We start from the raw sequence: 14,290 nt of genomic DNA, 5'->3' as shown, positions 1-14,290 counted from the left end.
TTACAGCTCGATGCGCTGGGCCTGCGCCAGCAGGCCGCGGTACAAGGCCAGCCAGCCGGCCAGCACCGGGTCGAGGGCGCGGAAATCGGGCGGCAGTTCGGGCCCGAGAATGACCAGCTTGGTCATGGCGCGCGTGACCGACACGTTCAGGCGCTCAGGCTGGAAGAAAAAGCCGGCGATCGCCGCCAGGAAGCGCAGGTTACCGGTGGCGAGCGACAGGATCACCAGCTCGCGCTCCTGGCCCTGCATGCGCTCGACGGTGTCGGCGACGATCTCGCGCGCCGTGTGCCAGCCCAGGCGTTCGGCCAGGGCCCTGCGCACCGTCCTGCCGTGCGCGCGGAACGGGGTGACGATGCCGATCTCGCGCGGCGCCAGGCCGCCTTCGATCGCCGCCGCGCACAGCGAGGCCACCAGTTGCGCTTCCTGCGGGTTGCGGCTGCGCGCACTCGGGTCGCGCGTGGGCAGGTAGACCGCGCTGGCCGGCGCGCGCAGCACCGCGTCGAAACAGTCCGCATCCGGCCGCTCCGCCAGCACCAGCTTGCGCTCGCGGTTCGGCCCGGCCGAGCGCAGGCGTCCGCCATAGAAGGAGTTACTCGGCCAGGCGGCCAGTTCCCGGTTCAGGCGGTAGGTATCGGTCAGCATCACGCTGTCGACGTTGTGCAGGGTGAGCTTGGCGAAGATCGAGCCGGGGATATCCTCCAGAATCGAGCGTGCCAGCAGTACCGGCGGCAGCTGCTTCTGGTCGCCGATGAAGACGAAGCGCGCGCCGCGCCGCATCGCCATCAGCGCCAGCGGCAGGGTTACCTGGCTGGCCTCGTCGAAGATGACGGTGTCGAACTCGCAATTCTCCAGGCGATAGGTGCAGGTGGCGAAGGGCGTGGCGCCGACCACGTAGCCCTCCTCGGGCCGGCCGTGCCACTCGCCGAAACTGTCGGCCACGGTGACGCCGTCCAGCCCGAGCGCCTGGGTGGCGCGGCCGATCTTCGCCGTCTTGACGCCCTGCGCCGCGATCTTGTTCAGCGCATTGTTGATCGCCATGTGGGTGTGCGACGTCACCAGCACGCGCTCGCCGCGTTCGACCAGCATTCGCGCCGCCAGCGCCAGCACGCGCGTTTTACCGGTGCCGGGCGGACCCTGGATGCAGGCCACCTGCTCGGCGGCGACGATCTTGCCGACCGCCTCGGCCTGGGCCGCGTTCAGGCCCGCGGCCAGGGCGATGGCTTCGCCTTCCTCGAAGTCGCGCGGATCGAAGCCGTCGTCGATGCGCCCGTCGAGCAGCGGCATCAGGTAGCGGTGGGCGCGCGACGGCGGAATGGCCTGGCCGATGTCGTCCAGAACCTCGTCGTAGTACCTGGACAGGTCGTAGTCGTCGGGGTCGGCATAGCAGGGCGCGCCCTGCGCCGCCTTGACCACGGCGCCGGCATGGCGCACGCGCAGCAGCCAGCGTTCCTCGTCCTCGGCCTCGAAAGCAGCTTCGCGCGCCAGCATCGACGTCAGCGGCGAGCCGCCGTGCAGGCAGACCAGGTCGCCCTCGCGAAAGCGCGATTCGCCGTCGTCGACATAGGCCCACAGCGTGCCCTGCTCCGGCCCCGGCTCGAGCTTCAGAAAGCGTTGGCTCAGCCCCTTGCTCAGGCGGTCGGCCAGCGGCTGGCGCCAGACCTCGAACAGCTTTTCCTGGGCCGCCTCGCGCTCGGCCTGCACGAACGCGCGCAGGCCGTCGAGCAGCCGCGCATGGCGGCGTGCGCGCTCAAGTGCTGCGGCGGCTTTGTCGGGAGGCTGGAGCATGGTCGGAGTTTGTCTGAAGCAAGGCTTATAAGACGGCGGCCCGGCGCCGTCAAGCGGCAGCGGGTAGCGCGCACGGCACGGCAACGCCAGCGTGGTTTTTCGGCACGATGTAGGATGACGTTTTTGCCATTTCGGGAGCCCGACCCATGAGCGCCAACCTGTACGACATCCCCCTGCGCCGCCTCGAAGGCCAGAGCGCCTCGCTGAACGACTACCGCGGCAAGGTCATGTTGATCGTCAACGTCGCCTCGCAATGCGGGCTGACGCCGCAATACGCCGGCCTGGAAAAGCTGTTCGAGCGCTACGAGGACCGTGGCCTGGTCGTGCTGGGCTTCCCCTGCAACGACTTCGGCGCCCAGGAACCGGGCAACGAGGCCGAGATCGCGGATTTCTGCCAGCGCAACTACGGCGTGCGCTTCCCGATGTTCGAAAAGGTCGAGGTCAACCGCGAGGGGCGCCATCCGCTGTACCGCGAACTGGTGCAGGCCCAGCCGCAGGCGCGCCAGGCCGAGGGTAGCCAGTTCGCCGACAAGCTGGCCCAGCACGGTTTGACGCCGAAAAACCCGTCCGACGTGATGTGGAACTTCGAGAAATTCCTGGTCGACCGCGAGGGCAAGGTGATCGCCCGCTTCGCGCCGGACGTGAAGCCGGACGATCCGGCATTGGTTGCCGCGATCGAGGCGGCGCTGGGCTGAATCACGCTCGTTCGACGCCGATCATGCCGGAAGCCGCCGGCAGGATTTTTTGCTGTCCGATGAAGTCTGAACAACTCCCTCATCCAAGGAGAAGCACATGGCCTACGTCGATGGTTTCGTGATTCCCGTTCCCAAAAACAAGCTCGATGCCTACCTGGCCATGGCCAGGACGGCCGCCGCCATCTGGCGCGAGCACGGCGCGACCGAGTTCCGCGAATGCGTCGCGGACGACGTCCAGCCCGGCAAACTGACTTCCTTCCCGCAGAGCGTGAACCTGGAAGACGGCGAAGTGGTCATCTTTTCCTGGATCGTCTATCCCTCGCGCGCGGCGCGCGACGCCGCCAACGACAAGGTCATGAAGGATCCGCGCATGGCCGAGTTCATGAAGCCGGAAAACATGCCCTTCGACGGCAAGCGCATGATCTATGGCGGCTTCGAGATGCAGGTCGATATGTAGTCCTGCGTTTTCGCACTGGCCGCCGTATCCAGGTGCCGCAAGGACGCCGGCACGGCGGCTCCCATCGCTCGCGCGGCTCGCTCCCAACAATTGTTTTTCTCTTATAAACAGTTGTTGGCAAGCGGGGCCTGCCCGTCTCTTTCCAGTGGTTTTTCCTGACGAAAACAAGCCGCGCCGGCAAACGTTTCACGTCGCTAACGCGTTGCTGCAATCCATGTAAAAACAGTACAGTGGCGCAGATTTCCACCGTCCTGCGGAGGTTTGCGTGAACGACAGCCTGGATGCCTCACTGCCAAAGAAATTACTGCTCGCCACCGACCTGAGTGCGCGCTGCGACCGTCCGCTCGAGCGCGCCAGGCAGCTCGCGGCGCAGTGGCAGGCCGCGCTCGAACTGCTGACCGTGCGCGAAGGTCCGCAAGTGCCGGCCGAGGTGGTGCAATGGCTGGCCGGGCCGGAAGCCAGCGCCGAGGCCGAGTTCGACGCGCGGCGCGATATCGCCCGCGAATTCGACGGCTGCGGCTTCCCGGTCAGCCTGCATTTCGCCGACGGCGACGTCGCTGAAGCGATCGCCCAGGCGGCCGGGCGCATGGACAGCGACCTGGTCATCGCCGGCGCGGCCCGTGTCAACACCCTGGGCGAGATCTTCCTCGGATCGACGGTGGAGCGGCTCGCGCGCAGCCTGGGGCGTCCGCTGCTGGTGGTGCGCCAGCGCGTCCGCGCGCCGTACCGGCGCATCCTGGTGCCGGTCGATTTTTCCGCCGCCGCGCGCCTGGCGCTCGCGACCGCCGCGCGGCTGTTTCCCGACGCCCAGCTGATCGCCTTCCACGCCCACGAAGCGGGACTGGAAGCCCTGGCCGACGCGGCCCCGGCGGGCGAAGGCGGCGGCGGCCCGGGCCTGCGCGGCGGGCGTTTTCTCGACGCTTGCGGCCTGCCGCCGCAAGTACGCGCACGCATCAAAGTGGACGGCGCACCCGGTAAACCGGAGCTCCTGATCGCCCGTTACGTGCGCGAGCACGGGATCGACCTGGCCGTTCTTGGGCTGCATGGCCAGGCTGGCATGTTACGATTATTCATTGGTAGCAAGGGCGAGCAACTGTTGCGTAGCCTGGACTGCGATACCTTATTAGTCTGCACAGAAGCTTCCGATGAGAACACATAACGCCCCCACGTTCCGTAGCATGCGCCCGCCGCGCCAGGCCGGGTGACGCCGATGCTCGAACTCCTGATCCTCCTCCCCTTCATTGGCGCCTTCGTCGCCGGCTGCATGCCGGAAGGCTCGCGCAACCGCCCGTTCGCCGCCGCCGCCGCCACCACCGCACTGGCGCTGGCCCTCGCAATCTCCCGTTTCGGCGACGTCGCCGCCCACGAAGTCCTGCGCACCGACTACGAATGGCTGCCGGCCTTCGGCCTGGACCTGGTGCTGCGCATGGATGGCCTGGCCTGGGTGTTCACCATCATGGTGCTCGGCATCGGCCTGCTGGTGCTGCTCTACGCCCGCTACTACATGTCGCCGCGCGACCCGGTGGCGCGCTTTTTCGCCTACATGCTCACCTTCATGGGCGCGATGCTGGGCGTGGTCCTGTCGGGCAACCTGATCCAGCTGGTGGTGTTCTGGGAATTGACCAGCCTGGCCTCCTTCCTGCTGATCGGCTACTGGCAGAGCCGCAACGACGCGCGGCGCGGCGCGCGCATGGCCTTCACGGTCACCACCACCGGCGGCCTGTGCCTGCTGGCGGGCGCCCTGGTGCTCGGCCATATCGTCGGCAGCTACGACCTCGACGCGGTCCTGTCCGCGGGCGAGCGCATCCGCGCCCACGACCTGTACCTGACGGCGCTGGTGCTGGTGGTGCTGGGCGCGCTGACCAAGAGCGCGCAATTCCCCTTCCACTTCTGGCTGCCGCACGCGATGGCCGCGCCGACCCCGGTGTCGGCCTACCTGCACTCGGCCACCATGGTGAAGGCCGGCGTGTTCCTGCTGATCCGCCTGTGGCCGGCGCTGTCCGGCACCGAGGCCTGGACCTGGCTGCTGGGCGGCGCCGGCGTCTGCACCCTGCTGATCGGTTCCTTCTTCGCGATCTTCCAGCACGACATGAAAGGCTTGCTGGCCTATTCGACCATCAGCCACCTCGGCCTGATCACGGTCCTGATGAGCATCGGCACGCCGCTGTCGGTGGTGGCGGCGGTGTTCCACACCATGAACCACGCGATCTTCAAGGCCTCGCTGTTCATGGCGGTCGGCATCGTCGACCACGAGACCGGTACCCGCGACATGCGCCTGCTGCGCGGGCTGCGCCGCGCCATGCCCTACACGGCCGCGCTGGCGATCGTCGCCAGCGCGGCGATGGCCGGCGTGCCGCTGCTGAACGGCTTCCTGTCCAAGGAGATGTTCTTCGCCGAGACCACCCACGTCGGCGGCACCGAGGACTGGTGGATGTCGTATGCCGCGGTGGCGATGGGCGTCTTCAGCGTCGCCTATTCGCTGCGCTTCATCAGCGTCTTCTTCGGCCCGCTGGCCACCGACCTGCCGCAGCGCCCGCACGAGCCGCCGCGCTGGATGCGCTTCCCGGTCGAATGCCTGGTCGTGCTGTGCATCGCGGTCGGCATCATGCCCGACCTCGTGGTGGGCGACGTGCTGGCCGTTGCCGCGCACTCGGTGCTGGGACTGAACATGCCCGAGTACGACCTCGGCATCTGGCACGGCTTCAACTTGCCGCTGGCGATGAGCATCGTCGCCCTGCTCGGCGGCCTGCTGTTCTACATCGTGCTGCGGCGCCGCTTCGCCCTGGCCGAACGCGACCGCGTCCCGGTGCTGCACCGCTTGAAGGGCGCCCAGGCCTACGAAAACACCCTGCTGGCGCTGTACGGCGCCTCGGCCTGGCTGCTGCGCCGCACCGGCACCCTGCGCCTGCAGCCGCAGCTGCTGGTCCTGATGGCCGCGATGGTGGCCATCCCCCTGCTGCTGGTGCGCCCGCTGCCGCGCTTTGCCATGCCCGGCGTGGCGAACATCGACATCCTGTTCGCCATGTTGTGGCTGATCGGCGCGGCCTGCGCCGTGGGCGCCGCCTGGCAGGCGAAATACCACCGGCTGGTGGCGCTGGTCCTGGCCGGCGGCGTCGGCGTCGTGGTCAGCCTGACCTTCCTGTGGCTGTCGGCGCCGGATCTCGCGCTGACCCAATTGATGGTGGAAACCGTGACCACGGTGCTGATCCTGCTCGGCCTGCGCTGGCTGCCGCCGCGCCTGCCGCCGGCGGGACTGGCGCCGCGCGTGCCGCCCAGCACCTGGCTGCGCCGCGCGCGCGACGGCATCATCGCCGCGGCCGGCGGCCTGGGCCTGGCGGCGGCCACCTATGCGCTGCTCGCCAGCACCCCGCCGAAGACCATCAGCGACTTCTACCTGCTGCGCGCGCTGCCCGAGGGCGGCGGCGCCAACGTGGTGAACGTGCTGCTCGTCGACTTCCGCGGCTTCGACACCCTGGGCGAGATCACCGTGCTGTCGGCGGTAGCGCTGACCGTGTATGCGCTGCTGCGGCGCTTCCGTCCCGCGCCCGAGAGCGTGGCCATCCCCGTGCAGCAGGCCAGCGACGTCGACCCCGCCGCGACCCAGGCGCCGGCGGTACAGGCGCGCAGCGGCTACCTGATGGTGCCGGCGGTCTACCTGCGCTTCCTGCTGCCCTTCATGGGCATGATCGCGGTTTACTTCTTCATGCGCGGCCATAACCTGCCCGGCGGCGGCTTCGTCGCCGGCCTGATCTTCGCCACCGCCCTGATCGTGCAGTACATGGTGGCCGGCACCGACTGGGTCGAATCGCACCTGCGCCTGCGTCCGCACCGCTGGATCGGCTTCGGGCTGCTGACCGCCTGCCTCACCGGCCTCGGCGCCTGGCTGCTCGGCTACCCCTTCCTGACCAGCCACACCGCGCACCTGGATTTGCCGCTGCTGGGCGAAATCCACGTGCCGAGCGCCTTCGTGTTCGACCTGGGCGTATTCCTGGTGGTGGTCGGCACCACCATGCTGATCCTGGTCGCGCTGGCGCACCAGTCGCTGCGCAGCCACCGCATGCCGCCGGGCGCGACCCGCCACGCCATGCCACCGACCAAGGAGATCGCCTGATGGAAGTCGTCATCGCCCTGGCCATCGGCATCGTTTTCGGTTCCGGCATCTGGCTGCTGCTGCGTCCGCGCAGCTTCCAGGTGCTGACGGGACTGATGCTGATGTCCTATGCCGTCAACCTGTTTATTTTCATTATGGGCCGCGTCTGGCTCGACAAGCCGCCGTTCACGCCGCCCGGGACCACGCCCGACCCGTTCGCGCTGGCCGATCCGCTGCCGCAGGCGCTGGTGCTGACCGCCATCGTGATCGGCTTCGCCACCACGGCCCTGTACCTGGTGGTGATGATCGGCGCGCGCGGCCTGACCGGTACCGACCACGTCGACGGCGAGGAGCCTGAAGTATGAGTTTGCCGCAACACCTGGTGATCGTGCCGATCCTGCTGCCGCTGATCTGCGGCGCGGTGCTGACGCCGTTTACCCAAGGCCGCCACCGTTTCAAGTTCGCGCTCGGCTATGCCTCGGTGCTGGGCCAGCTCGTCACGGCCCTGCTCCTGATGCAGCAGACCGACAGCCAGGCCTGGCTTGGGGGTATTGGCGTCTACCTCGCCGCCAACTGGGCCGCGCCGTTCGGCATCGCGCTGGTGGCCGACCGCCTGTCGGCGCTGATGCTGTTGCTGACCGCGGTGCTGGCCCTGGCCGCCCTGAACTACGCGATGCAGCGCTGGAGCCGGATCGGCGTGCACTTCCACCCGCTGTTCCAGTTCCTGCTGATGGGCATCAACGGCGCCTTCCTGACGCACGATCTGTTCAACCTGTTCGTGTTCTTCGAGGTCATGCTCGCCGCCTCCTATGGCCTGGTCCTGCACGGCTACAACGCCGAGCGCCTGCGCGCCAGCATGCAGTACATCGCCGTCAACCTGGCCGCCGCCCTGCTGTTCCTGCTCGGCACCGCCCTGATCTACGCCACCACCGGCACCCTGAACATGGCCGATCTCGCCGCCCGCATCGGCGCCATGCCGGTCGAAAGCAGCGGCCTGCTGCAGCTCGGGGTGACGGTGCTGGTGCTGGCCTTCCTGGTCAAGGCCGCGATGTGGCCGCTGGGCTTCTGGCTGCCGACCACCTATGCCGCCGCCTCGCCGCCGGTCGCCGCGATGCTGGTCTTGATGACCAAGGTCGGCGCCTACGTCATCCTGCGCCTGTGGTTGCTGCTGTTCTCCGAAGGGCCGGTCGCCGGCTTCGGCTTCGACGCCCTGCTCTGGGGCGGCCTGGCGACCATCGTGTTCGGCGCCGCCGGCATGCTCTCGACCGACACCGCCGGGCGCATGGCCGGCTACAGCGCGATCGTCTCGTCCGGCACCCTGCTGGCGGTGATCGGCTACGGCCAGCCCTCGCTCGTCACGGCGGGCCTGTACTACCTGCTCGGCTCGACCCTGGCGGTATCGGCCTTCCTGCTCCTGATCGAACTGATCGACCGCATCCGCACCCCGGCCTCGGCGGTGCTGGCGCTGACGATGGAAGCCTGGGCCGTCGACGAGGAAGAAACCGACGACTCTCCAAACGAGCCGCGCGGCAAGGGCGTGCCGGCGGCGATGGCCTTCCTGTCGGTGTCCTTTGCCGCCTGCGCCCTGATGATCGCCGGCCTGCCGCCGCTGTCGGGCTTCGTCGCCAAGTTCAGCATGTTCCATGCGCTGCTCAATCCGGACACCGGCACCATCGGCGCGGCCGGCTGGACCCTGATGGCGCTGATCATCACCTCCGGCCTGATCACCATCATCTCGATGCTGCGCTTCGGCGTGCGCACCTTCTGGGCCACGCCGGTCGTGTCGCCGCCGCGCCTGCACCTGTCGGAAGTGGCGCCGATCACGGCCCTGCTGCTGCTGTCGCTGGCGATGACGGTGCAGGCGCGCCCGCTGTTCGATTTCCTGAACCGCGTCAGCGCCGACATCCACCGTCCGGCCGCCTATATCGAGCGCGTGCTGACCGAACCGGCGCTGCCCGGCCCGACCACGAGCACAAGCACGAGCACAAGCGCGAGCCCAGCCAGGGAGGCGCCATGAAGCGCTGGCTTCCTCATCCCGTGGTGTCGCTCACGCTGTGCGTGCTGTGGCTGCTGCTGAACCAGACCGCCGACGCGGCCAACCTCCTGCTCGGCGCCCTGCTCGGGATCGTGGTGCCGCTGCTGGTGCGCAACCTGCAGCCGCTCGGCTACCCACGCATGCGCGCGCCGCTGACTTTCATTCGCCTGATGGGCATGGCCGGCGTCGAGATCGTGCGTTCCTGCTTCAACGTCTCGCGCATCATCCTGTTCGCCGATTACAGACAGGTCAATGCGCAGTTCATCCGCATTCCGCTGACGATCACCGACCCGTACGGGCTGGCGATGCTGTCCTGCCTGATCAACATGACACCGGGCACGGTGTGGGTCGAGATCCTGCCCGAGCGCTATGAACTCTCCCTGCACGTGTTCGACCTGCACGACGAAGCGTGGTGGATCGACACCATCAAGACGCGCTATGAACAACCCCTGATCGAGATTTTTGAAACGGAGGCAGCCCGTGGCGACCCTGCTTGAGTTATCCGTCGGCTACGCGCTGGTGTGCGTGCTGATGGCGATGGTGTTCTGCGCCCTGCGCCTGCTGCGCGGCCCCTCGGCCCACGACCGCGCACTGGCGCTCGACACCTTGTGGATGACCGGCATGCTGCTGGCCCTGGTGCTGGGCATCCGCTTCGGCACGCAAGTCTATTTTGAGGTGGCGGTGCTGGTCGCGCTGATCGGCTTCGTGTCGACGGTCGCGATCGCCAAGTTCCTGATGCGCGGGGAGATCATCGAATGAGCGGCGTGGAAGATTTGCCCGGCTGGGCGGCATTGATCGTCTCCCTGCTCCTGATCCTGGGCGCCAGCATCGTCCTGATCGGCGCCCTGGGCCTGTTGCGCCTGCACACCTTCTACCAGCGCATGCACGGGCCGGCGATCACGATCACGCTGGGCGCCGGCTGCTTGTTGATCGCGTCGATGGTGTTCTTCACGGTGGCGCAATCGCGGCTCGTGATCCATGAATTGATCATCGCCGGTTTCCTCCTGATGACGGCGCCGGTGGTCTCGATGCTGATCATTCGCGCCGCCGTCTACCGCGACCTGCGTGCACGCAAGGCGGAAAGCGGGGCGACCGCCGGCGGGGTGTACACGATCGGCGAGGAAGAAGCGAACAGCCCGGCGCCGGGCGAGCGCTAGCCTGTCCACGGCCGCCGCGGCAGGGACGCCGGCCGTGGACGACCGGCGCCGGCGGCGTCATTGCGCGGCGCCGGCCAGCGCCACGGGTGGCGCGCACTCGTCCGCGCAAGCCAGGACGGCCGCGGCATCCTCGCGCCCGGTCTTGCGGTAGAGGGCGGCCAGGCGCTCGCGCGCCAGCCGCAGCTGCGGATGGGTCGGCAGCATCAGCTTCGTGCGGATCGCCAGCGCGCGCTCCAGCAGCGGCTCGGCCTCGCGGTAATTTGCCTGCGCGAGGTAGAGGCTGCCCAGCTCATAGGCGCTGCTGGCTGTTTCCGAATGATGGGCACCCAGATGGCGTTCGCGCAGCGCCAGCGCGCGTTCCAAGTAAGGCTGCGCCTGCTTCAACTTGTCCTGGCGGGCCAGGATCGCGCCCAGTTCATGCAGGCTGAAAGCGAAATCGATGTGGTCCGGATCCAGCGTCTTCTTGCGCAGGGCGAGTCCGCGCAAGCACAGCGCCTGCGCTTCCTTGTAGCGCCCCATCTCGCTGTACAGGCCACCGAGATTGTTCAGGAGCGGCGCCAGGCGGACGTTGTCCTTGCCGTCGAGTGCGGTTCGGATCGCGATCGCCTTCTTGAACAAGCCCTCGGCTTCGGTGAAACGCCCTTGCAACCGGTACACCGCTGCCAGCTCGTTCAGCCGGGTAGCGACGCTGCTGCTTTCCGGCCCCTGGCGTAACTCGTGGATGGCCAGTGCGCGCTTGTTCGCGGCCTCTGCACGATCAAATGCGCCGCGCAGCGTATCGACGTAGGCGCGCCTGCCCAGCACCGTGGCGAGTTTCGGGTCGTTTGACTGCTCCGCCTTCTCGACCAGGGCCAGGTAGCGCTGCAGCATCGCGTCCGCCTGCTCCAGCTGCTCCGCACTCATATACAGGAAAGACAGCTCATCGAGCACATCCAGCAGTTCCTCACTGCTGTCGCCGGGTAGCGTCTCGGCCAGATGCAATGCACGCTGATAAAGAGGTTCGGCCAACACATATTGAGAGCGGTTGAGGTGGTTGCGCGCCAAGTTCTGCACACGCTGCAGCAGTTGCAACGGAGCGGCGCCGGCGTGCTGTTCCGTCAGCGTGAGCGCACGTTCGAAATGGGGGTGAGCGGCCTCGAAACGCTGCTGCGCGACGAGGCCTTCGGCCAGCAGGTCGAGCAGAGCCTGCTCCACCTGCGGGTCGGCGCCAGAATCGCGCTTCGCAAGGGCGAGGGCGCGCTGCAGGACCGGTTCAGCTTGCACCGGCTTGTGCAGTGCAAGATACAGGCGTCCCAGACGTCCGAACAGCTCGACATCTTTCTCCTTTTCCGCCTGCGCCAGGCGCCGCCGCGCTTCCTGCTCCGCGGCCTTTCCCCCCACACCATCGAGACGGAGGCGCAACAGGCGCAGCGAGGCGCCTTCCTCCCCGCCCTTCTCGGCCTGTTCGTACAAACGCAGCGCTGCCTGCTCATCCTTCGGCAGGCCACGGGCGCTTTCATGGCAGATTCCCAGCAAATACTGCGCACGTTCGTGGCCCTGTCCTGCTGCCTCCCGCAGCAAGGCCACGGCCTGGACCGGATCGCGCGGCACGCCGCGGCCGTCGAGATACATCTCGGCCAGGTTGGTCCGGGCGTAGCGGTCGCCTTGCTCCGCGGCCAGGCGATACCATACAAGCGCCGCGGCGTCATCGCGCTCGACACCCTTGCCACTCTCGAGGGCGTGACCGACCTTGTTCTGCGCGTCCGAATCGCCCTGCTCGGCCGCCTTGCGGTACCAGGCAAAAGCTTGAGTCGCATCCGGGTCCACCCCCTTGCCGAACTCATAGACCAGGCCGAGATTGAACTGGCCGGCCACGTGCCCCTGCTCCGCCGCCTTGCGGTACCAGCGCGCCGCCTCCACCGGATCCGGCAGGACGCCCTGGCCGTTTTCGTATAGTAGGCCCAGGCTGTTCTGGGCATCGGCATGCCCCTGTTCTGCCGCCGTATAGTACAGGCGCGCCGCCTGAAAATAGTCCTGTGCCACGCCATCGCCGGTTTCGTAGGCGCGGGCCCTTTCGTACAGGTCCTGTCGCGGATCCGGCGCGGTATGCATTGGCGCCTGGTGGCGTAGTGGTGGAAGGCCGGCCGTGGCCGCGCTGCACATCAATGCCGGAAGCAACATGAGTAGGGAAATCTTGTGACGCATGCTTTCTCTTGGTTGAACGAAGTAATCATGGCGGGCATGCCCTTGACGGTCGGGGACCCACAACGATTCGCTCCCATTCCCGCCATCGTCCCCATATCCTGAGGCACTAAACTTTGCATTAAAGCATGAAGCCGCTAAAAATTGTTCGGCCGATAACTGCGCAGGCTCGTTTAGAAAAGAAAAAGCCCACCATATGTTTGGCGGGCCTGTAGGTGGCGGACGCCGGCTCTCCGGCGCGGCTGTTTGTGGCGATCAGCCTTCGTAGGAATAGCAGTTGATGTCCCACAGCTGGCAGGCATACGCGTTGCCGCTCTCGCATTTCAGCGCCAGCGTGTCGCAGTCGACGCTGCCCGCCGAAACGGATGCCGAAACGCCCAGGCCCAGTCCCAGGCTCAATACAAACGCAAATTTCTTGAGTGTCAGTTTCATCGTTCTTCTTTCATTTTTATCGTGGAAAGAACTTCACACCGGCGGTGCCGAACGATCTTAGCAGGGCAGGATGGCTCGGCTACTGGCAGGATGGATAGTCCGACGATGTTGACAAACGGCGTGCCCAAGCGAACGACTGGAGAGCGAAACGCAACGCGACATGGGCAGTCTCGCTCCAATCACGGCTACTTGCGTGTCGCAATCTGCGGCTATGACAACGGCTTCCTCGACAGGAATGGACAGTCAGCGTCCCCCAGATAGACAGATATGCAGCTCAGCTCCACGCACTTCCTTCGGGTCAATCATGTCGAGACATGCCAGGATAAGAGCTCAAGGACGGAATCTTTCGGAATTTTTGAGCAATTTATCCAAGAGGTTCTGATGGACCTTGAAACGCAGGCCATCCTGTTCTTCGATAAAAACAACTTCGCCTTCCGCCTGGGGATCATAGCCCTGGACTTTCGTATGGATGCCTAAGGTTTTTATATCATCATGAACAATTACACAGTGACACAACAGTCTTGATGCGAATGCGAGAGAGCGCAGTTGAACCTCAGTGGGTCGATTTTCTGAAGCAAAGATTGGAGCAACCACATGGCGCTGCTCATCCAATACATTCGGAGTAAGCTTGTCATGACTTTCACCGAAACGAATGCTTCGCATTAGTAAATAGTCACCTATATAGGCCTGTTTTACCACTAGAAATGGCAAGAATATGTCGCTATCATTACGCGTTAATCTTACATCCCAAAACAAAAATGTGACTTCCGGAACCTTTTGCATTCGCCCATCTGCGTAATATGCGATCTCATAACCACCACCAAACATATTACGCAAAGTCGGGGCACTGTAGCCTCCATGCAGCTCTGCCTGAAGCAGCAGGCCTCCCATCATGAGGCTTTTGGAAATGCCCATTGCGGCATTGGTGACTGCCCCACGTGCGTTCGTAGCCATTCCAGAAAAGATCGTAGAAAATTCTCGTATCGCCTCCGCACCGCTTCCTGCCACGTACACCGTACCCAACGACTCGCTTTGGAACGCCTCGGCGCCATATTGAAACATACACAGACCTTCTTCTTGAGAAACCAGGCCGACAAAATGCGCCGAATGGTTTTTCAAGTCCGGATCTGCAGCAAGAAAAGAAATAATACTGCTTGCAGTAAGGTCCTTTTGCTTCGCAAGGTCACGCAGGCCTGAAATCGCAATACGAGCACCGAGCCAACTTCCAGCCCATGCTATGACACAATTTTCACTGACAATATTGACTTTCTGGGTCAATCCGGAAATTCCCCAGCCAAAGTTACCAAAAAACGCTTGTACTTCACCTTGAGCGGGAACTGCCACAGGGCGTTCGTGGCTCGAGACTTCGCCTGTGATCAGCAAATCGCCGAATACAAGAGGGAACCCATCAATTACATACGATGCAATAAGTGTCACACACAACCTCTTCCTGAGGAT

The 14,290-nt window shown here is 65.5% G+C and carries 13 protein-coding genes; 9 read left to right on the top strand and 4 right to left on the bottom strand.

The annotated features are described in order from the left end of the window. On the bottom strand, positions 1-1,785 hold the full coding sequence (locus RT688_RS09275) for an AAA domain-containing protein (RefSeq protein ID WP_313704588.1): 1,785 nt from the start codon (positions 1,783-1,785) through the stop codon (positions 1-3). A gap of 146 nt (positions 1,786-1,931) precedes the next feature. Between RT688_RS09275 and RT688_RS09270 the strand changes: the two genes are divergently transcribed. From RT688_RS09270 to mnhG, 9 genes are all read left to right on the top strand, one after another. Further along, positions 1,932-2,480: a glutathione peroxidase gene (locus RT688_RS09270; RefSeq protein ID WP_313704587.1), complete on the top strand. Its 549-nt coding sequence runs from the start codon at positions 1,932-1,934 to the stop codon at positions 2,478-2,480. Positions 2,481-2,577: 97 nt separating this feature from the next. Beyond that, positions 2,578-2,937, top strand: coding sequence for a DUF1428 domain-containing protein (locus RT688_RS09265; protein WP_313704586.1), 360 nt, complete (start codon positions 2,578-2,580; stop codon positions 2,935-2,937). Positions 2,938-3,202: 265 nt separating this feature from the next. Beyond that, a complete protein-coding gene (locus RT688_RS09260) occupies positions 3,203-4,096 on the top strand; it encodes a universal stress protein (RefSeq protein WP_313704585.1) in 894 nt (297 codons plus the stop codon). A gap of 51 nt (positions 4,097-4,147) precedes the next feature. Next, complete coding sequence (locus RT688_RS09255) at positions 4,148-7,048, top strand: monovalent cation/H+ antiporter subunit A (RefSeq protein ID WP_313704584.1); 2,901 nt, start codon at positions 4,148-4,150, stop codon at positions 7,046-7,048. Next, positions 7,048-7,392 carry a Na+/H+ antiporter subunit C gene (locus tag RT688_RS09250; protein WP_313704583.1) on the top strand — a complete coding sequence of 115 codons (345 nt, stop codon included), beginning with the start codon at positions 7,048-7,050 and terminating at the stop codon, positions 7,390-7,392. The genes RT688_RS09255 and RT688_RS09250 overlap by 1 nt, the downstream gene beginning before the upstream one ends. After that, positions 7,389-9,044 (top strand): monovalent cation/H+ antiporter subunit D, encoded by a 1,656-nt coding sequence (locus tag RT688_RS09245; protein WP_313704582.1) that lies wholly within the window; start codon positions 7,389-7,391, stop codon positions 9,042-9,044. The genes RT688_RS09250 and RT688_RS09245 overlap by 4 nt, the downstream gene beginning before the upstream one ends. Beyond that, complete coding sequence (locus RT688_RS09240) at positions 9,041-9,559, top strand: Na+/H+ antiporter subunit E (RefSeq protein ID WP_313704581.1); 519 nt, start codon at positions 9,041-9,043, stop codon at positions 9,557-9,559. The genes RT688_RS09245 and RT688_RS09240 overlap by 4 nt, the downstream gene beginning before the upstream one ends. Next, positions 9,543-9,821, top strand: coding sequence for a K+/H+ antiporter subunit F (locus tag RT688_RS09235; protein ID WP_313704580.1), 279 nt, complete (start codon positions 9,543-9,545; stop codon positions 9,819-9,821). Before RT688_RS09240 ends, RT688_RS09235 begins: the two co-directional genes overlap by 17 nt. Next, positions 9,818-10,219 (top strand): monovalent cation/H(+) antiporter subunit G, encoded by a 402-nt coding sequence (gene mnhG, locus RT688_RS09230; protein WP_313704579.1) that lies wholly within the window; start codon positions 9,818-9,820, stop codon positions 10,217-10,219. Before RT688_RS09235 ends, mnhG begins: the two co-directional genes overlap by 4 nt. A 57-nt stretch (positions 10,220-10,276) precedes the next feature. Here mnhG and RT688_RS09225 read toward each other — a convergent pair whose 3' ends face one another. The 3 genes from RT688_RS09225 to RT688_RS09215 all read right to left on the bottom strand — a co-directional run bounded on the left by RT688_RS09225 (position 10,277) and on the right by RT688_RS09215 (position 14,269). Beyond that, entirely contained in the window at positions 10,277-12,403 is a 2,127-nt protein-coding gene (locus tag RT688_RS09225) for a tetratricopeptide repeat protein (RefSeq protein ID WP_313704578.1), read from the bottom strand. A 252-nt stretch (positions 12,404-12,655) separates the two neighbouring features. Next, entirely contained in the window at positions 12,656-12,832 is a 177-nt protein-coding gene (locus RT688_RS09220) for a hypothetical protein (protein ID WP_313704577.1), read from the bottom strand. Between the two features lie 330 nt (positions 12,833-13,162). Continuing rightward, on the bottom strand, positions 13,163-14,269 hold the full coding sequence (locus tag RT688_RS09215) for a hypothetical protein (RefSeq protein ID WP_313704576.1): 1,107 nt from the start codon (positions 14,267-14,269) through the stop codon (positions 13,163-13,165). Positions 14,270-14,290 lie beyond the last annotated feature (21 nt).

This window comes from Massilia sp. (genome assembly GCF_032106685.1).
Classification (GTDB): Bacteria; Pseudomonadota; Gammaproteobacteria; order Burkholderiales; family Burkholderiaceae_D; genus Telluria.
This window is presented reverse-complemented; position numbering and strand designations above follow the sequence as displayed.

Excerpts from the sequence above, each read along its gene's own strand:
- RT688_RS09255 (WP_313704584.1), top strand. The coding sequence starts at position 4,148 with ATGCTCGAACTCCTGATCCTCCTCCCCTTCATTGGCGCCTTCGTCGCC.
- RT688_RS09225 (WP_313704578.1), bottom strand. The coding sequence starts at position 12,403 with ATGCGTCACAAGATTTCCCTACTCATGTTGCTTCCGGCATTGATGTGC.
- RT688_RS09270 (WP_313704587.1), top strand. The coding sequence starts at position 1,932 with ATGAGCGCCAACCTGTACGACATCCCCCTGCGCCGCCTCGAAGGCCAG.
- RT688_RS09275 (WP_313704588.1), bottom strand. The coding sequence starts at position 1,785 with ATGCTCCAGCCTCCCGACAAAGCCGCCGCAGCACTTGAGCGCGCACGC.
- RT688_RS09250 (WP_313704583.1), top strand. The coding sequence starts at position 7,048 with ATGGAAGTCGTCATCGCCCTGGCCATCGGCATCGTTTTCGGTTCCGGC.
- RT688_RS09220 (WP_313704577.1), bottom strand. The coding sequence starts at position 12,832 with ATGAAACTGACACTCAAGAAATTTGCGTTTGTATTGAGCCTGGGACTG.
- RT688_RS09265 (WP_313704586.1), top strand. The coding sequence starts at position 2,578 with ATGGCCTACGTCGATGGTTTCGTGATTCCCGTTCCCAAAAACAAGCTC.
- RT688_RS09240 (WP_313704581.1), top strand. The coding sequence starts at position 9,041 with ATGAAGCGCTGGCTTCCTCATCCCGTGGTGTCGCTCACGCTGTGCGTG.
- mnhG (WP_313704579.1), top strand. The coding sequence starts at position 9,818 with ATGAGCGGCGTGGAAGATTTGCCCGGCTGGGCGGCATTGATCGTCTCC.
- RT688_RS09245 (WP_313704582.1), top strand. The coding sequence starts at position 7,389 with ATGAGTTTGCCGCAACACCTGGTGATCGTGCCGATCCTGCTGCCGCTG.